Annotated in this window: 19 protein-coding genes and 1 tRNA gene; all 20 read left to right on the forward strand. The window is 67.6% G+C overall.

Translation table 11 applies throughout. The annotated features are described in order from the left end of the window. Positions 1 to 15: 15 nt before the first annotated feature. The 20 genes from der to Q3866_RS02225 all read left to right on the forward strand — a co-directional run bounded on the left by der (position 16) and on the right by Q3866_RS02225 (position 19,583). Complete coding sequence (gene der / locus Q3866_RS02130; RefSeq protein ID WP_293672934.1) at positions 16 to 1,338, forward strand: ribosome biogenesis GTPase Der; 1,323 nt, start codon at positions 16 to 18, stop codon at positions 1,336 to 1,338. A 33-nt stretch (positions 1,339 to 1,371) separates the two neighbouring features. Further along, on the forward strand, positions 1,372 to 2,043 hold the full coding sequence (locus Q3866_RS02135; RefSeq protein ID WP_301829231.1) for a glycerol-3-phosphate acyltransferase: 672 nt from the start codon (positions 1,372 to 1,374) through the stop codon (positions 2,041 to 2,043). Next, complete coding sequence (locus Q3866_RS02140) at positions 2,040 to 3,053, forward strand: NAD(P)H-dependent glycerol-3-phosphate dehydrogenase (protein WP_301829233.1); 1,014 nt, start codon at positions 2,040 to 2,042, stop codon at positions 3,051 to 3,053. The genes Q3866_RS02135 and Q3866_RS02140 overlap by 4 nt, the downstream gene beginning before the upstream one ends. 45 nt (positions 3,054 to 3,098) lie before the next feature. Further along, complete coding sequence (gene rpe, locus Q3866_RS02145; RefSeq protein ID WP_301829235.1) at positions 3,099 to 3,776, forward strand: ribulose-phosphate 3-epimerase; 678 nt, start codon at positions 3,099 to 3,101, stop codon at positions 3,774 to 3,776. A gap of 4 nt (positions 3,777 to 3,780) precedes the next feature. Continuing rightward, positions 3,781 to 4,950 (forward strand): cysteine desulfurase family protein, encoded by a 1,170-nt coding sequence (locus tag Q3866_RS02150; RefSeq protein ID WP_301829236.1) that lies wholly within the window; start codon positions 3,781 to 3,783, stop codon positions 4,948 to 4,950. A gap of 51 nt (positions 4,951 to 5,001) precedes the next feature. Beyond that, on the forward strand, positions 5,002 to 5,787 hold the full coding sequence (locus Q3866_RS02155) for a Nif3-like dinuclear metal center hexameric protein (RefSeq protein ID WP_301829238.1): 786 nt from the start codon (positions 5,002 to 5,004) through the stop codon (positions 5,785 to 5,787). 1 nt (position 5,788) lies between these two features. Next, entirely contained in the window at positions 5,789 to 6,508 is a 720-nt protein-coding gene (locus Q3866_RS02160; RefSeq protein ID WP_301829240.1) for a zinc ribbon domain-containing protein, read from the forward strand. A 4-nt stretch (positions 6,509 to 6,512) separates the two neighbouring features. Next, on the forward strand, positions 6,513 to 7,787 hold the full coding sequence (gene coaBC, locus Q3866_RS02165; RefSeq protein WP_301829242.1) for a bifunctional phosphopantothenoylcysteine decarboxylase/phosphopantothenate--cysteine ligase CoaBC: 1,275 nt from the start codon (positions 6,513 to 6,515) through the stop codon (positions 7,785 to 7,787). A 2-nt stretch (positions 7,788 to 7,789) separates the two neighbouring features. After that, positions 7,790 to 8,677, forward strand: a complete 888-nt coding sequence (locus Q3866_RS02170; protein WP_301829244.1) for a deoxyribonuclease IV — start codon at positions 7,790 to 7,792, stop codon at positions 8,675 to 8,677. An 11-nt stretch (positions 8,678 to 8,688) separates the two neighbouring features. After that, a complete protein-coding gene (locus tag Q3866_RS02175) occupies positions 8,689 to 10,524 on the forward strand; it encodes an ABC-F family ATP-binding cassette domain-containing protein (protein WP_301829245.1) in 1,836 nt (611 codons plus the stop codon). Positions 10,525 to 10,612: 88 nt separating this feature from the next. Beyond that, positions 10,613 to 11,554 carry a DegV family protein gene (locus Q3866_RS02180; protein ID WP_301829247.1) on the forward strand — a complete coding sequence of 314 codons (942 nt, stop codon included), beginning with the start codon at positions 10,613 to 10,615 and terminating at the stop codon, positions 11,552 to 11,554. Positions 11,555 to 11,711: 157 nt separating this feature from the next. Next, positions 11,712 to 11,788, forward strand: a tRNA-Pro gene (locus Q3866_RS02185). Positions 11,789 to 11,885: 97 nt separating this feature from the next. Next, positions 11,886 to 13,604 (forward strand): ABC transporter ATP-binding protein, encoded by a 1,719-nt coding sequence (locus tag Q3866_RS02190; protein ID WP_301829249.1) that lies wholly within the window; start codon positions 11,886 to 11,888, stop codon positions 13,602 to 13,604. Next, a complete protein-coding gene (locus tag Q3866_RS02195) occupies positions 13,601 to 15,355 on the forward strand; it encodes an ABC transporter ATP-binding protein (RefSeq protein WP_301829251.1) in 1,755 nt (584 codons plus the stop codon). Before Q3866_RS02190 ends, Q3866_RS02195 begins: the two co-directional genes overlap by 4 nt. 140 nt (positions 15,356 to 15,495) lie before the next feature. Beyond that, entirely contained in the window at positions 15,496 to 16,194 is a 699-nt protein-coding gene (locus tag Q3866_RS02200; RefSeq protein ID WP_293672922.1) for a CDP-alcohol phosphatidyltransferase family protein, read from the forward strand. Position 16,195: 1 nt separating this feature from the next. Then, positions 16,196 to 17,344, forward strand: coding sequence for a D-alanyl-D-alanine carboxypeptidase family protein (locus tag Q3866_RS02205; RefSeq protein ID WP_301829253.1), 1,149 nt, complete (start codon positions 16,196 to 16,198; stop codon positions 17,342 to 17,344). Positions 17,345 to 17,360: 16 nt separating this feature from the next. Beyond that, positions 17,361 to 17,735 carry a Rid family hydrolase gene (locus tag Q3866_RS02210; RefSeq protein WP_293825521.1) on the forward strand — a complete coding sequence of 125 codons (375 nt, stop codon included), beginning with the start codon at positions 17,361 to 17,363 and terminating at the stop codon, positions 17,733 to 17,735. 58 nt (positions 17,736 to 17,793) lie between these two features. Next, the gene (locus Q3866_RS02215; protein WP_293825520.1) at positions 17,794 to 18,213 is read left to right on the forward strand and encodes an FHA domain-containing protein; all 420 of its coding nucleotides are present in this window, start codon (positions 17,794 to 17,796) and stop codon (positions 18,211 to 18,213) included. 8 nt (positions 18,214 to 18,221) lie between these two features. Next, a complete protein-coding gene (locus tag Q3866_RS02220) occupies positions 18,222 to 18,947 on the forward strand; it encodes a MerR family transcriptional regulator (RefSeq protein ID WP_293672918.1) in 726 nt (241 codons plus the stop codon). 87 nt (positions 18,948 to 19,034) lie between these two features. Beyond that, positions 19,035 to 19,583, forward strand: a complete 549-nt coding sequence (locus Q3866_RS02225) for an adenine phosphoribosyltransferase (protein ID WP_293672917.1) — start codon at positions 19,035 to 19,037, stop codon at positions 19,581 to 19,583. Positions 19,584 to 19,603: the final 20 nt, after the last annotated feature.

Raw genomic sequence — 19,603 nt, forward strand, 5'->3', positions numbered from 1 at the left:
AGCAAGGAGCACTAAATGGCCAAGCCCATCGTCGCCATCGTCGGCCGCCCGAACGTCGGCAAGTCCACGCTGGTGAACCGCATAGCACAGAAGAAGGAAGCCATCGTCCACGAGAGCCGCGGTGTCACGCGCGACCGCAGCTACCACGAGGCCGACTGGAACGGCGTCGACTTCACGCTCGTCGACACGGGCGGCATCGAGACCGGCCGCTCCGACGACGCCTTCGCCGGCCACATCCGCGAGCAGGCCGAGGCTGCCTGCCAGGAGGCCGACGTCATCGTGTTCGTCGTCGACGCCACCACGGGCGTCACCGAGGAGGACGAGACGGTCGCGCGCATCCTGCGTCGCGCCGGCAAGCCCGTTTTCCTCGTCGCCAACAAGCTCGACAACCCCGCCGACGAGAAGACCCTCTGGGACTTCTACGCCCTGGGCCTCGGGGAGCCGCGCCCCATCTCGGCCACCCACGGCCACGGCACCGGCGACCTGCTCGACGAGGTCGTGGCGGCGCTGCCCGAGCCCGCCGAGGAGCCCGAGTACCCAGCCGACGCCCTGCGCGTCGCCATCATCGGACGCCCGAACGTGGGCAAGTCCTCGATCACCAACCGCTTCGCGGGCAAGAACCGTTCGATCGTCTCCGACGTCGCCGGCACCACGCGCGACGCGCTTGACGTCGTGGTCGAGCGCGAGGGCAAGCGTTACCGCCTCGTCGACACGGCTGGCATGCGCAAGCGCAACCTCGTCCACGAGGACGTCGAGTACTACAGCCTCGTGCGCGGGTTGCGCGCCATCGACGAGGCCGACGTGTGTCTGCTCGTGGTCGACGCCTCCGAGGGCGTCACCGAGCAGGACCAGAAGGTCGCGGGCCTTGCCATCGAACGCGGCTGCGCCCTCATTATCCTGCTTAACAAATGGGACCTCGTCCGTACCGAGGAGCAGCGCGAGGACGTCATGATGAGCGTCGCCCGCCGCATGACGTTTGCCCCCTGGGCTCCCGTCATCCGCGTCTCGGCCCTTACCGGCCGCTCGCTCGACAAGGTCTGGCCCGTCGTCGACCGCGTGGGAGAGGCCCACTCCGGCAAGGTCCCCACGGGCACGCTCAACAACCTGCTCGCCCAGATGCGCGAGAGCGGTCACACCGTCTCCAAGGGCGCCAAGCGTCTGCGCATCCAGTACGCCAACCAATCCGGCAACTGCCCGCCGGCCATCACGTTCTTCTGCAACTTCCCCGAGCTCGTCGACGACAACTTCAAGCGCTATCTCGAGAACCGCCTGCGTGAGCAGTTCAACCTCGAAGGTACGCCGGTGAGGCTGCGCTTCCGCAAGAAGCAGAGCTCGTAGGTTCGCGCACACCCGACCGGAGGTTTTCAGGACATGCAGGTCAACGTGGCGGCCCTCGTCGCCTATCTCGTCGCGACGTTCTTCGTCTGCGGCATTCCGTTTGGCAAGATCATCGCGCGCGCCAAGGGCGTGGACATCCAGCGTGTGGGCTCGGGAAACATCGGCACCACCAACGTCGCCCGCGAGATCGGCAAGGGCGCCGCTGTCCTCACGCTGCTCTTTGACGCCGGCAAGGGCGCGCTTGTCACGGGTCTTGCCGGCGCGCTCTTCCCGCAGTGGGTCACGGGCGCCGGCGCCTGGTGCGTGGGCCTCGTGATGATGGCGGCCGTCTGCGGCCACATCTTCTCGCCGTTCCTGGGGTTCCACGGTGGCAAGGGCATCGCCGTAGGCGTGGGGTCGCTGCTGGGCTTCGCCTGGCCCGTAGGGCTCATCGAGCTTGGCATCTTCATCGCGATCGCCTACCTCACCAAGCGCGTCTCGGCAGGCTCCATCACGGTGGCCGGCATCGTCGGCCTCGTGCTCGCACTCTTCTACGGGCCCAACCTGCCCCAGGACCTCATCGTCGAGGCCGCGGGCCTCGTTGTGGTGTGGGCACACCGCTCCAACATCAGAAAGCTCGCCCGCGGCGAGGAGAGGCCCTTCTCGTTCCACAAGAAGGGCGACCCCGTTGCGCCCGACGACCCGTCCGTGGGGGCAGGCAAGTGACGCGCGCGGCCGTCGTTGGCGCGGGCTCGTGGGGCATCGCCTTCTCCGGCCTGCTCGCGCACAACGTAGACGAGGTCGCGCTGTGGTGCCACTCGCAGGCATCCGCGCGCGAGCTTGACGAGAATCGCCGCAGCTCGCGCTACCTGAGGGACTACGAGCTCGGCCCCAACGTGAGCGCCACCGCAGACCTCGCCGAGGCCGTGCGCGGCGCCGACGCCGTGGTGCTCGCCACGCCCTCGTCGTTTCTGCGCGGCGTGGCCCACGAGCTGTCCTTCCACCTGGGGGCAGACACCGCCGTCCTCGTGCTCACGAAGGGCATCGAGCCCCACTCGGGCCTGCTCATGAGCGAGGTCGCGGCAGACGAGCTGGGTCACCCCGAGCGTGTGGCGGCGCTCAGCGGCCCCAACCACGCCGAGGAGGTGAGCCGCCAGATGTTCTCCGCGGCCGTCCTGGCAGCCCCCTCGACCGACCTCGCGCAGCGTCTGCGCGGCATCGTGGCCACGCCGGCCTTCCGCGTCTACGTCTCGCAGGACCTGCGCGGCGTCGAGACGTGCGGCGCCGTCAAGAACGTCATCGCTATCGCCTGCGGCGCCTGCGCGGGCCTGGGGCTTGGCGACAACACGCTCGCCGCTGTCATGACCCGTGGCATCGCAGAGATCGGAAGGCTCGTCGCAGCCCTCGGAGGGGAGCCCATGACCTGCATGGGCCTCGCCGGCATGGGCGACCTCGTCGCCACCTGCACCTCACGGCACTCGAGGAACCGTCGCTTTGGCGAGGCCTTCGTGCGCGGCACCACGCTCGAGGAGTTCGAGGGCCGCTCGCACATGGTGGTAGAGGGCGCCCGCGCGGCAGAGAGCGTGCGCGAGCTCGCTCACGCCAGAGGAGTCGAGGTGCCCCTCGTCGACAGCGTGTGGGACCTCATCCACGGCGGCGTGGGCATCGAGAGCATCAGCGCCCAGCTCACGGGCCGCGCCCCCAACACCGAGTTCTACGGCATGGACCACAGCTAGCCCAGGTCGTTCGCACCATAGTCCGCAGCCTACGAAAGGAAGCACATGCTCGAAGACGTCATGATCGCCCCGTCGATCCTCTCCGCCGACATCGCCCACCTCGCCGCAGACCTCGAGGCCATCTCCACGGCCGACTACGTCCACGTCGACGTCATGGATGGCCACTTCGTGCCCAACCTCACGTTTGGTCCCAACGTCGTCAAGGCCGTCAAGGCCTGCACCGACGTCCCCGCCGACGTGCACCTCATGATCTCGAACCCCGACGAGATGGCCGTCGAGTACGCCCGCGCCGGCGCCGACCTTGTCTCCTTCCACGTCGAGGCCGCCACGCACGCCCACCGCATCGTTTCGGCCATCCACGAGGCGGGCGCCAAGGCCGGCATGGTCATCAACCCCGCCACGCCCGTGAGCTCGCTCGAGGCCATCATCGCCGACCTCGACCTCGTGCTTGTCATGTCGGTGAACCCCGGCTTTGGCGGCCAGAAGTTCATCCCCGGCTCGCTGCGCAAGGTGGCCCAGGTGCGCGCCCTCGCCAACGAGCAGGGTGTGAGCCCCATCATCGAGGTCGACGGCGGCTGCAGCGCCGCCAACGCCGCCGAGCTCGTCGAGGCCGGCGCCACGATGCTCGTTGCCGGCAGCGCCGTCTACGGCAAGTCCGACCGCGGCGCCGCGATTGCCGAGATCCGCGAGGCAGGACGTGCCGGCCTCGCTAAGAGGGCGTAGGTACATGGCCGAGAAGCACTACACCTACCTCGACTACGCGGCCTCGGCGCCCCTGCGCGACGTCGCCCGCGACGCCTGGCTCGCCTACCACGACAAGCCCTGGGGCGTCGCCAACGCCAACTCGCTGCACACGCTGGGACGCAGCGCCGCCCGCGACCTCGAGGCCGCCCATCGCATGCTCGCGCGCTGCATCGGCTGCGGCTTCAGGCCCAACGAGGTCATCCTCACGAGCGGCGGAACCGAGTCGAACAACCTTGCCGTGCTCGGCATGGCCGAGGGCGCGCGCCGCAAGAGCGCCAACAGGCGCAACCTCGTGGTTCTCTCCGCGATCGAGCACGACTCGGTACTCGACGTCGCGAGCATCTTGCGCGGGCGCGGCTTCGAGGTGGTCCTCGCCAGGTCCGGCCGCGACGGCGTCGTGAGCGCCGAGGAGGTCGCGAGCGTCATGGGCGACTCGTGCGCCCTCGTGAGCGTCATGGCCGCGAACAACGAGACGGGCGTCATCCAGCCCACGGCCAATATCGTCGAAGCGGCGCACGCGGGCGGCGCGCTCGCACACGTCGACGCCGTGCAGGCCTTTGGCCGCATCGACCTCGACTGCGCCAAGGCAGACGCGGTCTCGGTGGCCGCCCACAAGATCGGCGGCCCTCTCGGCGTGGGTGCGGTGGCCATGCGCATGCGCTGCCCCTTCGACGCCCAGTCGCTCGGCGGCGGGCAGGAGTTGGGCCGCAGGCCCGGCACACAGGACGTCGCCGGCGCCGTCGCCTTCGCCGCGGCAGCCGAGCTCGTCTGCCGCGAGCTTCCCAGCGTCCGTCCCGCGGTCGAGGCGCTCGCCAACCATGTCTACGAGCGCCTCTGCGCGCCGGGGACTGGGATTATCCCCACGACGGTGGCGCATGTCGACCACACGAGGCTGCCCGGCATGGTGAGCGTCATGGTGCCTTCGATGGACTCCGAGTCGCTCGTGCTCAAGCTCGACGACATGGGCTTCGAGGTCTCGGCGGGCTCCGCCTGCTCGAGCGGGTCGCTCGACCCCAGCCACGTGCTCTCCGCCATGGGCATCGCCCGAGACGAGGCGCTGGGGTCGCTACGCGTGAGCTTCGACGAGCGCGTCACGCTCGAGGAGCTCGACGCCTTCTGCGACGCCCTGCTCGGCATCGTCTCCGCCAAATAACATCAATTCCTGGGCCCGGTTCGTCCGGGCCCTTTTTCAAAGGGAGGCATCGTGAACGTCTCGGAACTTGAACAGCTCCTGCTCGCACGCTTTCCGGCCGAAGACGCCGAGAGCTGGGACCGCCCCGGCCTTCTCGTGGGTAACCCACGCGACGAGGTCTTGGCAGTCGCCTGCGCCCTCGACCCCACACCGCAGGCTATCCGCCGGGCGGCAGCAGCCGGAGCCAACGTGCTCGTGACCCACCACCCAGCCTTTCTCGACGCGCCCGCGCGCATGACGCCCGAGGCCACCACGAGCTCGCAGGCAGGTGCTGCCGTCTTCGAAGCGGCACGCCTGGGCGTCTCGCTTATCGCGATGCACACGAACCTCGACAGAAACGAAGCGGCGCTCGACCTGCAGGCAAGTCTCCTTTACCTTGTGCGCATGGGCCGCCTCGTGGAGCCAGACGGATACGGCGCCCTGCTTGACGCGGGCGGCATGACGCTCGACGAGCTCGCAAAGCGCGTGGCTGCGGCCTACGGCTGCACGCCCACGGTCTGGGGCGAAGATTCCCGCAAGCTAGGCGTCGTCGCCGTCTGCTCCGGCTCGCTGGGGTCGCTAGGTGAGGTCGCGCGCATGCGAGGCGTCGATTGCGTGATTGCTGGGGAGGCGGGATATCATCGCCTCCTCGAGCTCGGTTGCGCCGGAGTTGCCGCTATACTCGTGGGGCACGATGCCTCGGAGCGGCCCTACGCGGGCCTGCTCGCGGACACGATCCGCGCTGGGGCACCTGATACACGCATACAAATCCTGGACGAGGGCCTGCGCTGGCACGCGTTTGGCACGGGGAGTGAGTGACATGTCTGAGGCATCCAACCTACTGAGACTTCAGGAGATCGACCTGGAGCTCATGAAGTCGAAGAAGACGGCCGCGGCGCTTCCGCAGCGCGCCCGCGTAGAGGCGGCCCGCGCGGCCTCCAAGAAGGTCGCCGGCGAGCTCACCAAGATCGTGGGCCAGCGCAAGGACATCGAGATTGAGATCAACGACCTCGCCGAGTCCAAGGAGTTCTTCTCGCAGAAGATGACCGAGATCCAGACCGGCACCTACAACCAGGACTTCCGCAACGCCCAGGAGATGGAGTACAACCTCTCCCTGCTCGCCAAGAAGATCGAGAAGTGCGGCTTCGACACCGACAAGCTGCTGCCCCAGCTCGAGACCGTTGAGCGCGCCGAGGCCAACGCCCGCGCCCTCACCGACAAGCTCGAGCGCGAGGAGGCCGCCCAGCTCGACTCGTTCAAGCAGGCCATGGCCCAGATCACCGACAAGGTGAAGGCTCTCGCCGCCGAGCGCGAGCGCATCGTGGCCGCGCTGCCCGCCAAGATGGTCGCCGACTACGAGGCGGCCCGCGCGCGCTTTGGCGGCCTCGCCGTCGAGACGCTCGTGGGCAACCGCCCGTCGGCCTGCCGCGTGACGCTTCAGCCGAGCTCGTTCACCGACATCCGCAGGAGCGGCGCTGAGGTCACGACCTGCCCCTACTGCAAGCGCATCCTCGTGGTTTCCACGGAAGGGGAGGAGTAGCACCATGGCTGTTACGCTCGTCGATAGTCACGCGGCGCGCGTGGCCCTGTTCGTCACCGGCGGCATCGCGGCCTACAAGGCCTGCGAGGTCCTGCGCGGCCTTCAGAAGGAGGGCTGCGAGGTCCGCGTGGCGATGACCAGGAGCGCCTGCGAGCTCGTGGGCCCGCGCACCTTCGAGGCGCTCTCGGGCCACCACGTCACCCTCGACCTCTTCGATGATGAGACGAGCCCCATCCCGCACATCGATCTCGCCGAGTGGGCAGACCTCGCCCTTGTGGCCCCCGCCACCGCCAACGTCATCGCCAAGATGGCCCACGGCATCGCGGACGACGCGGTGAGCACCACGCTGCTCGCCTGCCCCTGCCCGGTCGTCGTGGCCCCCGCGATGAACGTCCACATGTGGCAGAACCTCGCCACCGTGGCCAACGTCGAGACGCTCAAGGCGCGCAACTACCTCATCGTAGGTCCCGAGAGCGGACGGCTCGCCTGCGGCGAGACCGGTGCCGGCAAGCTTGCCTCGCCCGAGCAGATAGTCTCCGCCGCCCTCTACCGCCTGCGCGCCCGCGGCGACCTCGCCGGCCGCAGGATCGTCATCACCGCCGGCCCCACGCACGAACCGGTCGACCCGGTGCGCTACCTCTCCAACGCCTCGAGCGGCAAGATGGGCTACGCCATCGCCGCGGCCGCTGCCGCCCACGGCGCGCACGTGACGCTTATCTCGGGCCCGGTTTCGCTGCCCGAGCCCGCGGGCGTGGGCGTCATCCACGTCACGACGGCCTCCGAGATGCTCGACGCCACGCAGGACGCCTTCGCCACGGCGGACGCCGCGATCCTCGCCGCCGCCGTGTCGGACTACCGCCCCGACAAGGCCGCGGACCACAAGCTCAAGAAGGCCGCGGAGCCGCTCGACAAGATCGAACTTGCCGAGAACCCCGACATCCTCGCCACGATCTCTGCCGACCGCGGCGACCGCATCGTCGTGGGCTTTGCCGCCGAGACCGACAACCTGCTGCAGAACGCCCGCGAGAAGCTCGCGCGAAAGGGCTGCGACCTCATCGTCGCCAACGACGTCTCGCGCGAGGACTCCACCTTTGGCGCCGACACCAACTGCGTGACGATCGTCTCGCCCCATGACGAGGAGACCCTCGACTGCATGCCCAAGGAGCAGGTCGCCGAGGCCATCATCGAGCGTGTGCACGACCTGCTCGAGCCCGATGACGACTACCTCGCCCCGAGCTCGCCCGACGCCACGCTGCTCATGCCCAAGGCGGGCGCATAGCCGTGCTGAGCGTAGGCTGCCACATCTCGAGCGCGGGAGGCTTCGAGGCCATGGGCGAGCGCGCCCTTGACCTCGGTGCCACGACGTTTGCCTACTTCACGCGCAACCCGCGCGGGGGCTCCGCCAAGAAGGCCGACCTCGAAGACGCAGGCAGGCTCGTCTCGCTCATGGCGGAGCACGGCTTTGGCAGGATCGTGGCGCACGCACCGTACACGATGAACCTCTGCTCGGCCAAGCCAGACGTGCGCGCCTTCGCGCGCGAGGCCATGGCGGCAGACCTGCGGACGATGGAGCTCGTGCCGGGCAACTACTACAACTTCCACCCCGGCTCCCACGTGGGTCAGGGCGCAGACATCGGCATCGAGCTCATCGCGCAGGGCCTCAACGAGGCGCTTGAGCCCGGCCAGCACACCACCGTGCTGCTCGAGACCATGGCCGGCAAGGGCACCGAGGTGGGCCGCAGCTTCGAGGAGCTCGCGCAGGTCCTCGAGCTCGTCGACCACGACGAGCTCATGGGCGTGTGCCTCGACACCTGCCACGTGAGCGATGCGGGCTACGACATCTCCGCAGACCTCGACGCGGTGCTCGACGAGTTCGACCGCGTGCTGGGCATCGAGCGCCTGCGGGCCCTGCACCTCAACGACTCCAAGAATCCGGTGGGCGCGCACAAGGACCGCCACGAGCGCCTGGGCCTGGGCCACCTGGGGCTTGGCTGCTTTGCGGCCATCGTCACCAACGAGCGCACCCGCGACCTGCCGCTCGTCCTCGAGACCCCCAACGAGGCGCCTGGGTATGCGGCAGAGATCGAGGCCCTGCGCCGCCTGGCCGCGGGCGAGGACGTGGCCGAGGTCGAGGCTAGGCTCACCAGCACGAGAGACACTGACAGGTAGGGAAGTACTTCGTGGGAATTCTTATAGGATGCGAGCACCTCAGCCACGAGTGGCCCGGCAAGCCCGTGCTCGACGACGTCACGATCGGTGTCAACGAGGGCGACCGCATTGGCATCGTGGGCAAGAACGGCGACGGCAAGTCGACGCTGCTGCAGCTCATCGGCCACAGGCTCGAGGTCGAGCAGGGGAGCGTCACCTGGCGCAGCAACATCTCGGTGGGCATGCTCGGCCAGTCCGACGACCTCGACGACGACCGCCCCGTGAGTTATGCCGTTGTGGGCGACACGCCCGAGTACGAGTGGGCCTCGAACCCCGAGACCCGCCGCATCATCGCCGAGCTCATCGGAGACGTCGACTGGAACGCCAACGTGGGCACGCTCTCGGGCGGCCAGCGTCGTCGCGTCGACCTCGCCCGCCTGCTCATCGGCACCTACGACGTGCTGCTGCTCGATGAGCCCACCAACCACCTCGACATGGGTGCCATCACCTGGCTCGCCGCCCACCTGCGCCACCGCTGGGCGACAGGGACGGGCGCCATGCTCGTCATCACCCACGACCGCTGGTTCCTCGACGAGACGTGCGAGAGCATGTGGGAGGTCCACGACCGCGTGGTCGAGCCTTTCGAGGGCGGCTACTCGGCCTACATCCAGCAGCGCGCCGAGCGTGAGCGCATGGCGCAGGCAAGCGAGGAGCGCAGGCAGAACATCCTGCGCAAGGAGCTCGCATGGCTGTCCCGCGGCGCCCAGGCACGCAGCAGCAAGCCGAAGTTTCGCATCGAGGCGGCCCGCGCCCTCGTGGCCGACGTCCCGCCCATGAGAAACCCGCTCGAGCTCAAGCGCCTCGCCGTGAGCCGCCTGGGCAAGCAGGTCTTCGAGCTCAAGCAGGCCACTGTGGCCTATGAAGGGCGCGTCGTGCTCGACCACCTCGACTGGCTCATCGGGCCAGGGGACCGTTACGGCATCCTGGGCGAGAACGGCGCCGGCAAGACGACGTTGCTGCGCCTGCTCGACGGCAAGCTCGCCCCCACGAGCGGCCGCGTGAAGATTGGCAAGTCGGTGAAGCTCGGCACCCTGTCGCAGCACATCGACCTGCTCGCCGACAAGCTCGACTGGCGCGTCCGCGAGCTTCTGGGCACCTACAGGCGCAGCTACATCATCGGCGGCAAGGAGTACACGCCCACCAAGCTCCTCGAGAACCTCGGGTTCGACAAGAACGAGCTCGACACGCCCATCGCGGATCTCTCGGGCGGCCAGTCGAGGCGCCTCGCGCTCATGTGCGTGCTGCTCGATGAGCCCAACGTCCTCATCCTCGACGAGCCCGGCAACGACCTCGACACCGACATGCTCGCCGTCATGGAGGACCTGCTCGACACCTGGCCGGGAACCCTGCTGCTCGTGAGCCACGACCGCTACCTCATGGAGCGCGTGACCGACGACCAGTACGCCCTCATCGACGGCCAGCTGCGCCACTGCCCGGGTGGCGTCGACGAGTACCTGCGCCTCATTGGAAGAAACCACGGTGACGGCCGCGTCAAGGGCAAGGGGCCCGCGCCCAAGGCTCCCATCACGGCCCCCGCTCAGGCAGGTCGGGAGGCACCAGCCGTGCAGGCGGTGAGCGGCCTGTCGAGCGCCGAGGAATGGCGCCTCAAGAAGCAGCTCGCAAGCATCGAGCGCAAGATGGAGACCCAGCGCGGCCGCATCGCGGAGCTCGAGGAGGCCATGGGGCAGGTCGATCAGACCGACTACGTGGCGCTCGAGAAGGCCCAGGCCAACGTCGACGCGGCAAAGGCCCAGCTCGACGAGCTCGAGGGCGAGTGGCTGGAGCTCGAGGAGACGCTCGAGGGCTAGCGCCGCGCTGCATCGAGCCCTCGGTTTCGGTAGAATTATGTAAACCTACGCTCACGCGCGCGCCCGTCAGGGCGGGAATGGAGAGACCATGGCCGCAACGTGCCAGATCATGTGCGACTCGACCTGCGACTTCACCGCCGAACAGGCCGAGCGCGAGAACATCCGCATCCTGCCGTTCCACTACGTCGAGGCGGGCAAGCCCGACGGGGGACTCTCGGGCGACGACGACCTCTTCCAGAGCCGCAGCGCCCACGAGTTCTACGACGCCATCCGCCGTGGCGCCATGCCCATGACGTCGCAGCCCTCGCAGCTCGAGTACGACGAGGCCTTCCAGGCCGCCTACGAGAGCGGCATGCCCACGGTCATGTTCTGCATCTCGAGCGGCCTCTCGGGCGGCTACCAGGGCGCCTGCGCCTCGCTCGAGCGCCTCAAGGAGGCGCACCCTAACGAGGAGGTGCGCATCTACGTCATCGACTCGCTGATCGCCTCGACCTCGCTCACGCTTCTTCTCGAGGAGGCCTGTCGCCAGCGCGACGCCGGTCTCAACGCCGAGCAGCTCGTGATGTGGGCCGAGGAGGCGCGCTACCACGTGCACACGATCTTCATGGTCGACAACCTTGACGCGCTGCATCGCGGCGGCAGGCTCCCCAAGGGCGTGGCCGTCATCGGAGACGCGCTCGACGTCAAGGCACTGCTGCACTTCAACCTCGACGGCACGCTGGGCATCCGCGGCGTGGCGCGCGGACGCAAGAAGGGCATTCGCAAGATCGTCGACTTCTTCGAGAAGACCCGCGAGCTCGAGCCCTATGGCCACGTCGTCGCCGTGGGCGACGCCGACGCGCCCGACGACGGCTATGCCGTAGCCTCCGTGCTGCGCGAGTTCGACTCCGAGCTCGCCGTCTCGCGCCCCACGATCGGCCCGACCATCGGCTCGCACGTGGGTCCCGGCATGGTCAGCTGCTGCTTCTGGGGCCACGACCGCAGGAGCGACAAGCAGATCTCGAAGGTGAAGGGTGTAACGCGGGGCTAGACTCGTCCTCTATGTCATGCGACCGCACGGTTTTCTTGCCTTCTAGCTCGCGTTTTGCACGCAATGCGAGATCAGGGGAGAAATTGATTCAAATTTCTTCTTGCACGAGCAGCTGAGAGCTGTTATTCTCTTCCTTGCTGCAAGCGAGCAGCACAGACGGGTGGTGGCGCAGTTTGGTAGCGCACTTGACTGGGGGTCAAGGGGTCGCTGGTTCGAATCCAGTCCACCCGACCAGAACTTGAGAGGCCAGGACTTCTGTCCTGGCCTTTTTTCGTAACTATGCACCTATGCTATTCTCGGGTGCGAAAATTACGATACGAGGGGCGAGCACATGCTCAAGCTCATCAGATACCTGCGCGGCTACGAGAGGCATTGCGTCCTCGCACCGCTCTTCAAGTGCCTCGAGGCGCTCTTCCAGATTCTCGTTCCCCTCGTCATGGCGAGCGTCGTCGACGAGGGCATAGCCAACCGAGACACCAACCACGTGCTCGTCTGCGCCGCCGTGCTGGTGGGCATGGGCGTCGTCGGCTGGGTCTGCGCCGTCGCGGCCCAGTACTTCTCGGCCCAGCTGGGGGCGGGCTTTGGCACCGCCCTGCGAGACGACCTGTTCGCCCACGTCTTGGGCCTGTCGCGCGCAGACGTCGACGAGCTCGGTGCCTCCACGCTCATCACGCGCCTCACCAACGACACGAACCAGGTCCAGGACGGCATGAACCTGTTCTTCCGCCTCGTGCTCCGCTGTCCCATCGCCATCTTTGGCTCCATCGGGTGTGCCTTCGTGGTCGACGGCCTCGAGGGCGTGCTCTTCTGCGGCATCTCGGCCCTCGTGTTTATCTTCGTATGGCTCGTCATGCGCGTCGCCGTGCGGGGCTACCGCGCGGTCCAGCAGAGCCTCGACGCCGTGACGCTCTCGACCACCGAGCAGCTCGAGGGCGTCCGCGTCCTGCGCGCCTTTGGCCGCGAGCGCGCCGAGGTCGCCGAGTTTGGTGACAAGCTCCAGCGCCTGTGGCGCGCGCAGGTGCGCGTGGGCGACGTCGCCGGCCTCATGAACCCGCTCACCTACGCCGCCGTGAATCTCGGCCTCGTCGTCGTGCTCTATGCTGGCGGCGTGAACATCGACGCCGGCACGCTCTCCCAAGGCGCTCTGGTGGCCCTCGTGAACTACATGAGCCAGATACTCGTCGAGTTGCTCAAGCTCGCGAACCTCGTGAACACCCTCTCCAAGTCCGAGGCCTGTGCCCGCCGCCTGAACGAGGTCTTCGCCCGCAGGCCCTCGATGGCAGACGGCGCGCTCGACGCCTCGGGTCTTCCCGGCTCCGTCGAGCTGCGCGACGTCACGTTCTCCTATCCCGGCGCCGCGGCGCCCGCGCTCTCCCACGTGAGCCTTGCGCTTGAGCCCGGCCAGGTCCTGGGCGTCATTGGCGGCACGGGTTCGGGCAAGTCGACGCTGGCGTCGCTGCTCATGCGCTTCTACGACCCCGACGAGGGCGCGGTGCTCGTGGGTGGCCACGACGTGCGCGAGCTCACCCTCACGAGCCTCCACCACCTTGTGTCGCTCGTCGACCAGCAGCCCCGCCTCTTCACGGGCACGATCGAGACCAACCTCAGGCTCGCCAACGAGCAGGCGGGCGAAAAGCAGCTGGCAGGCGCCATTAAGGCCGCCCAGGCCGCGGACGTCGTCGAGGCCAAGGGAGGCACCGACGGGGCCGTCGAGCAGCTGGGCCGTAACCTCTCGGGAGGCCAGCGCCAGCGCCTCTCGATCGCGCGCACCCTCACGCGCGCGCCCAAGGTGCTCGTGCTTGACGACGCGAGCTCGGCCCTCGACCTCGCCTGCGACGCCCGTCTGCGCCATGCGCTCGCCAGCGACTTCGTGGGCGTCACACAGGTCGTCATCTCGCAGCGCGTCTCGGCCATACGCCACGCGAGTCTCATCCTCGTGCTCGACAGGGGATGCCCCGTTGGGCTGGGCACGCATGAGGAGCTCCTGAGAACCTGTGAGGTCTACCAGCAGATCTGCGAGTCACAAAACGCCGGGGAGGTGGCACGATGAGCACAGGCGAGAAGAGTACTAGCACGGACGGTACCATCCGGCGCACCATCGCGCAGCTGCGCCCCCACATCCCCGGGCTCGTGGGCTCGCTCGCCCTGGCCGCCGCGGTCGTGGTCTCGACGCTGCTCGTGCCCGTGTACTCGGGCGACGCCGTCGACTGCGTGATGGGGGAGGGCTCCGTCGACATGACGGGGCTCGTCTCGGCCCTGCGCGGCCTTGCCGCGGCCGTCGTCGTGACGATGGCCTCCCAGTGGCTGCTCACCGCGCTCACGAACCGCATCGCGGCCTCGATCGTGCGCGACATGCGCCGCGACGCCTTCGCCAAGCTGCAGGTTCTGCCGCTCTCCTACATCGACTCGCACCGCCACGGCGACATCGTGAACCGCGTCGTCACCGATATCGACCAGTTCTCGAACGGCCTCACGCTCACCTTCCAGCAGCTCTTCTCGGGCGTGCTCACGATCGTGCTCACGCTCGTGTTTATGTTCAAGTTGAACCCGGCCGTTACCCTCGTGGTCATCTGCGTGACGCCGGTGTCGATCTTCACCGCAAAGTTCATCGCCACCCGCGGCTACGCCCACTTTCACGAGCAGTCGGTTCGTCGCGGTGAGCTCACGGGCGCGGTCGAGGAGTACGTAGGCGGCATCCCCGTGCTCGAGACCTTCGACGCCCAGGACGTCGCCTGCGGGCACTTCCGCGAGGTCGACGCGCGCCTCTCGCAGGCGAGCTTCAAGGCCGTCTTCTACTCCTCGCTCGTGAACCCCACCACGCGCTTCGTGAACGCCCTCGTTTACGCGGGCGTGGGCATCTTCGGCGCCTTCGCGGCCATCGCGGGGAGCCTCACCGTGGGCGGCCTCACGGCCTTCCTCAGCTACGCCAACCAATACACCAAGCCCTTCAACGACATCTCGGACGTCGTGACCGAGTTGCAGAACTCGTTTGCCTGCGCAGCGCGCCTCTACGCGCTGCTCGACGAACCCGAGCAGGCCCCCGACGCGCCAGGCGCCGTCGAGCTCTCGAACGTGCGCGGGCAGGTCGAGCTGCGCGACGTGGCCTTCTCCTACACGCCAGACCGTCCGCTCATCGAGCACTTCTCGCTCAGCGTGCGCCCCGGCATGCGCGTCGCCATCGTGGGTCCCACGGGCTGCGGCAAGTCGACGATGATCAACCTGCTCATGCGCTTCTACGACGTCGACGCGGGCCAGATCCTCGTCGACGGCCGCGACGTCCGCGACATCACGAGGGCAAGCCTGAGGGCGGCCTATGGCATGGTGCTGCAGGAGACCTGGGTCAAGAGCGCCACCGTGGCCGACAACCTGCGCCTGGGCGCGTCGGATGCCACCGACGAGGAGGTGCGCCAGGCCGCCAAGGCAGCCTTTGCCCACGACTTCATCATGCGGCTGCCGCACGGCTACGACACGGTCCTTGGCGGCGACCAGTCCTCGATCTCTGCGGGGCAGCGCCAGCTGCTGTGCATCGCGCGCGCCATGCTCGCGAACGCGCCGATGCTCATCCTCGACGAGGCCACGAGCAACATCGACACGCGCACCGAGATCCTCGTGCAGCGCGCCTTCGAGCGGCTTATGGAGGGTCGCACGAGCTTTGTGGTGGCCCACCGCCTCTCGACCATCGTGGGCGCCGACCTCATCGTCACCATGAGGGATGGCCGCATCGTCGAGACGGGCACCCACGAGCAGCTGCTCGCCGCCCACGGATTCTACGCAAGCCTCTACGAGAGCCAGTTCAGCTGACATAAATCGTGGAGGCCCGCCGAACGTTTTCGTCACTTCTTTGGCTACCAAGGGGCGGAGGGGTTGGGCCGGCCACGCGATGGGGTATCATCCCTTAAGCGCCGCACGGGGACGCGGCATCAGGACTACGAGGAGCAGCATTGACGTTCAACGAGTGGCTAGAGAAAAAGGTCAGTCAGGGTTTCGAGACTGACAACGAGGCGCCGCTGGGCAGCTCCGACAATCCCTCGAGCAAGATCCTCACGTGGGCCAACGCCTTCACCGTGATGAGGATGGTCCTCACCTGCGTGTTTCTCGGCCTGTTCGTGAACGACGTCAACCGCCCGGTCGCCGTCGCCATCTACGCCATCGCCGCCTGCACCGACTGGGCTGATGGCAAGATTGCCCGCGCCACGCAGACCGTAAGCTGGTTTGGCAAGCTGCTCGACCCCTTGTGCGACCGCTTCCTGCTGTTCACGGGCGTCCTTGGCCTCGTGATTCGCGAGGAGCTGCCTGCATGGGTGGCCGTGCTGGTCATTTGTCGTGACCTCTACCTCGGCGGGGGCGCCCTCATCGTGCGCCGCTTCCGCGAGCGCCCCGTCGACGTCGTCTACATCGGCAAGATCACGACGGCCCTGCTCATGTTCGGTTTCTGCGACCTGCTGCTGGGGCTTCCCGTCATCGACGGCCTGGGCCTCACGAGCGCCTCGTGGCTGCCCGGCCTCAACTCCGTCGCGGGGCCCGTTGGGCTGCTCTTCGTCTACGCGGGCTGCGTGTTCTCGATCATCACGGCCATCGTCTACACCACCGAGGGCGTGGCCATCGTCCGCGAGTCCATCAGGAGGGGGAGGAGCAAGTAGCATGAGTCACACGCACGCCTCAACGCTGCTCGTCCTCGCAACGCTCCTGCTCGCCCTCATCGCGCATCCCACCCTTGCCCATGCTGACACCTCCGAGCCCGGCCTCTCCGAGGCACAGGCCGCCATCGTCGTCGACCAAACGGGCAGGGTGCTCTACGAGAAGAACCCAGACGCTCAGATAAACATGGCCTCGATCACGAAGATCATGACGGCCGTGGTCGCGCTCGAGAGCGGCACGCCGCTTGACACCGTCTGCACCCTGAGCACCCCCGAGCTCGCAGAGAACGCCATGGTAGCGGGCTACACAGCGGGCAGTACCTCCACGCTCTACGACCTTATGCGCGTCATGCTCGTCTACTCGGCAAACGACGCCGCCTACGAGGTTGCCCAGTGCGTGGGTGGCTCCCAGGAGGCCTTCGTCGCGAAGATGAACGACAAGGCCAAGGAGCTGGGCATGGACGACACCCACTTCGAGAACCCCCACGGCCTCGACGCGGACGGCCACCACTCAACGGTGCACGACCTCGCGATCCTTGCCCGCTACGCCATGACGACACAGCCCTTCATCGCAGACACGGTGCGCCTGCCCGAGGTCACGGTCGAGGTGAACGGCGTGCAGCGCGAGTACCCGACGGTCGACCACCTGCTGGGCAGCTACCACGGCCTCATTGGCATCAAGACCGGCGCCGGCAACACCGTCACGGCCTTCATGGGCTGCGCCCGCAGGGGCGCCACCACGCTCTACACCGTCGTCTTGGGCTGTGCCACGGTGGACGGCCGCTTTGCCGACACGGAGTCGCTGCTTGACTGGGCCTATGGCACCTACCAGGGCCACGTGCTCGCAAACGCCTCCCTGACGCTCGGGGCGCGCCCCTTTGCCTACGACCTCGCCTACAGCCTGCCGGTGAGCGCCTCGGCCACCACGCTCGGCCTCGTCTGGCCGGGCGGAGGCGACACGACCTACGCGCGCAACGCCTGCCACACCGACAAGCTCTGCGTGCCCGGGCAGACCGTTGGCGTCTGCAGCTGGAGCCAGGACGGGCGCAACGTTGGAAACGCCACGTATGCGTGCCACAATGAGCTTGAGCCCGCCCGCAGCGGCCTTGGGCTCGTGGGGTACGTCTGCCCCGCCGTCTCGCCCGCAGCCTAGGCACGAAAGGCAGCCCATGTACGCCATCTCAACCGACAAGGCGCCGCGTACCTCACTTCCCTTCTCCGAGGGAACGAGCGCGGCACGCTTCGCGTTCGTCTCCGCCCAGCCGCCCGTTGACCCCGCCACCGGCAGGCTCGTCGAGGAAGGCCTCGGCGCCCAGGCCAACCAGTGCCTCGACAACGTCGAGGGCGTGCTCTCCGAGCTCGAGCTCACGTTTGCCGAGGTCACGAAGCTCACGATCTACCTTGCGGGAACGAGCGATTTCGCCTGCGTCGACCGCGTCTGCGCCCGTCGCCTCACGAAGCCGCTGCCCGCGGTGACCCGCCTCGAGGTTTGCTCGCTTCCCGGCGGCGTGCCCATCGCCATCGAGGCCATCGCCTGCCGCTAGGAGCGGCGCGGAGCGGTACAATCATGTTTCACGAACTCGCTATCAAGAGGAGCTAGCCATGCAGAACGACACCACCAAGAACGCAGCGGACGCAACCGCGATCTTCTGCATGCCCTCGGCAGACGCCACCGTACCCGACCTCATGGGAGGCTCGCGTCCCGAGTACCCCACGCTCTCGATCCTCAAGGGCCCGCAGACCGGCTCGACCTTCGTGCTTGACACGCCCGACATAACGATTGGCCGCGACCCCTCGTCCTCGGTCTTCCTCAACGACATGACGGTCTCGCGCCGCCACGCCGTGCTCCACATCGCCGGCGGCAGTGCCCGCATCGAGGACCTTGGCTCGCTCAACGGCACCTGGGTCGATGGCGCCATCGTCAAGACGTCGCCGCTCGTCGACGGCTCGACCATCCAGGTAGGCACGTTCCGCATGGTCTACCACACTACTCGCCCGTCTCGCATCGCCACGGGCGAGTAGGCCTCCACATGGCCGATGCCGGCTATCTCACCATAGGCAAGGTCGTTCGCAAGCTGCAGGAGCAGTATCCTGACCTGTCGGTGTCCAAGGTGCGCTACCTCGAGGACGAGGGGCTGCTCACGCCCTCGCGCACGCCGGGCGGCTACCGTCTCTACTCCTCGCGTGACATTCAACGCCTCGAGACCATCCTCTACCTGCAGAAGACGAAGTTTCTGCCGCTGAGCGTCATCAAGGACGAACTCGACGGCAAACCAGGCCGCAGCGAGGGCTACGAGGGCGCGGCCGAGAAGGACGAGCCGCTGACGGGGGAGCACATCACCCCCGAGCTCGAGCGCGAGCTGCACCCCATCGACCGCATGCCCGAGGTCGCCGGCGTCAACATCGCGCTCGTGCGCAAGCTCGCTGACTGCGGGCTCATTCGCCTCGTGCGCTCCCCAGCCGGCCGCGACCTCGTGCGCGGCAGCGACCTCAAGCTCATCTGCACGTGCGCCGAGCTCACCCGCTATGGCATCGAGCCCAAGAACCTGCGCCAGTACGTGGCCGCCGCGAACCGCGAGACGCCCATGTTCGAGCAGGCCCTGGCCTCGCTGTCACGCCACCAGGGCGAGAGCGAGAGCGAGCGCACGCTCAGGCGCGAGATGACTCTCGACCGCATGATCGCGCTCACTGGCTCGGTGAGAAGCACGCTCATCAAGCGTGAGCTCACGGGAGACTCGCCCAACGCGCAGGGATAACCACCTCGCACAAGGGGAACAAGCACGATAGGCGCCTGACGTATTATGTCAGGTTGGCAAGCAAACAAGAGGAAGGTGGGGGCCACCATGACCGACAGCAACGAGAGGCCGTTCCGATACGAGAGCCTGATCGTCGACATTCCCGACTATCCGGAGCCCGGTGTCGTCTTCAAGGACATCACGCCGCTCATCTCCGACCCCAAGGGCTTCTCGGCCTGCGTCGACGCCATGGCCGAGCACTTCCTGGGCGAGGGCATCACCAAGGTCGTGGGCTCCGAGGCCCGCGGCTTCCTCATTGGCACGCCCGTGGCCTATCGCCTGGGCGCGGGCTTCGTGCCCGCCCGCAAGCCCGGCAAGCTGCCTCGCGACGTCTACTCCCAGAGCTATGCGCTCGAGTACGGCACCGACGAGCTGCAGATCCACAAGGACGCGCTCACGCCCGACGACCGTGTGGTCATCGTCGACGACCTCGTGGCCACGGCCGGCACCGCGCTTGCCACCGCCAAGCTCGTCGAGCAGACGGGCGCAAAGATCGTGGGCTTCTCGTTCATCCTCGAGCTCGCGTTCCTCAACCCCCGCGAGGCCATTGGCAAGGAGTTCCCCCAGGACATCTTCTCGCTCATCAAGGTCGACTAGGACTTATGGCCGGGGTGGTG

Source organism: uncultured Parolsenella sp., from assembly GCF_958346945.1.
Classification (GTDB): domain Bacteria; phylum Actinomycetota; class Coriobacteriia; order Coriobacteriales; family Atopobiaceae; genus Parolsenella.

What these genes read in the sequence shown, in the direction of transcription:
- der (WP_293672934.1), top strand. Translation starts at nt 16, where the DNA reads ATGGCCAAGCCCATCGTCGCCATCGTCGGCCGCCCGAACGTCGGCAAG.
- Q3866_RS02135 (WP_301829231.1), top strand. Translation starts at nt 1,372, where the DNA reads ATGCAGGTCAACGTGGCGGCCCTCGTCGCCTATCTCGTCGCGACGTTC.
- rpe (WP_301829235.1), top strand. Translation starts at nt 3,099, where the DNA reads ATGCTCGAAGACGTCATGATCGCCCCGTCGATCCTCTCCGCCGACATC.
- Q3866_RS02150 (WP_301829236.1), top strand. Translation starts at nt 3,781, where the DNA reads ATGGCCGAGAAGCACTACACCTACCTCGACTACGCGGCCTCGGCGCCC.
- Q3866_RS02160 (WP_301829240.1), top strand. Translation starts at nt 5,789, where the DNA reads ATGTCTGAGGCATCCAACCTACTGAGACTTCAGGAGATCGACCTGGAG.
- coaBC (WP_301829242.1), top strand. Translation starts at nt 6,513, where the DNA reads ATGGCTGTTACGCTCGTCGATAGTCACGCGGCGCGCGTGGCCCTGTTC.
- Q3866_RS02180 (WP_301829247.1), top strand. Translation starts at nt 10,613, where the DNA reads ATGGCCGCAACGTGCCAGATCATGTGCGACTCGACCTGCGACTTCACC.
- Q3866_RS02190 (WP_301829249.1), top strand. Translation starts at nt 11,886, where the DNA reads ATGCTCAAGCTCATCAGATACCTGCGCGGCTACGAGAGGCATTGCGTC.
- Q3866_RS02195 (WP_301829251.1), top strand. Translation starts at nt 13,601, where the DNA reads ATGAGCACAGGCGAGAAGAGTACTAGCACGGACGGTACCATCCGGCGC.
- Q3866_RS02205 (WP_301829253.1), top strand. Translation starts at nt 16,196, where the DNA reads ATGAGTCACACGCACGCCTCAACGCTGCTCGTCCTCGCAACGCTCCTG.
- Q3866_RS02210 (WP_293825521.1), top strand. Translation starts at nt 17,361, where the DNA reads ATGTACGCCATCTCAACCGACAAGGCGCCGCGTACCTCACTTCCCTTC.
- Q3866_RS02215 (WP_293825520.1), top strand. Translation starts at nt 17,794, where the DNA reads ATGCAGAACGACACCACCAAGAACGCAGCGGACGCAACCGCGATCTTC.
- Q3866_RS02220 (WP_293672918.1), top strand. Translation starts at nt 18,222, where the DNA reads ATGGCCGATGCCGGCTATCTCACCATAGGCAAGGTCGTTCGCAAGCTG.
- Q3866_RS02225 (WP_293672917.1), top strand. Translation starts at nt 19,035, where the DNA reads ATGACCGACAGCAACGAGAGGCCGTTCCGATACGAGAGCCTGATCGTC.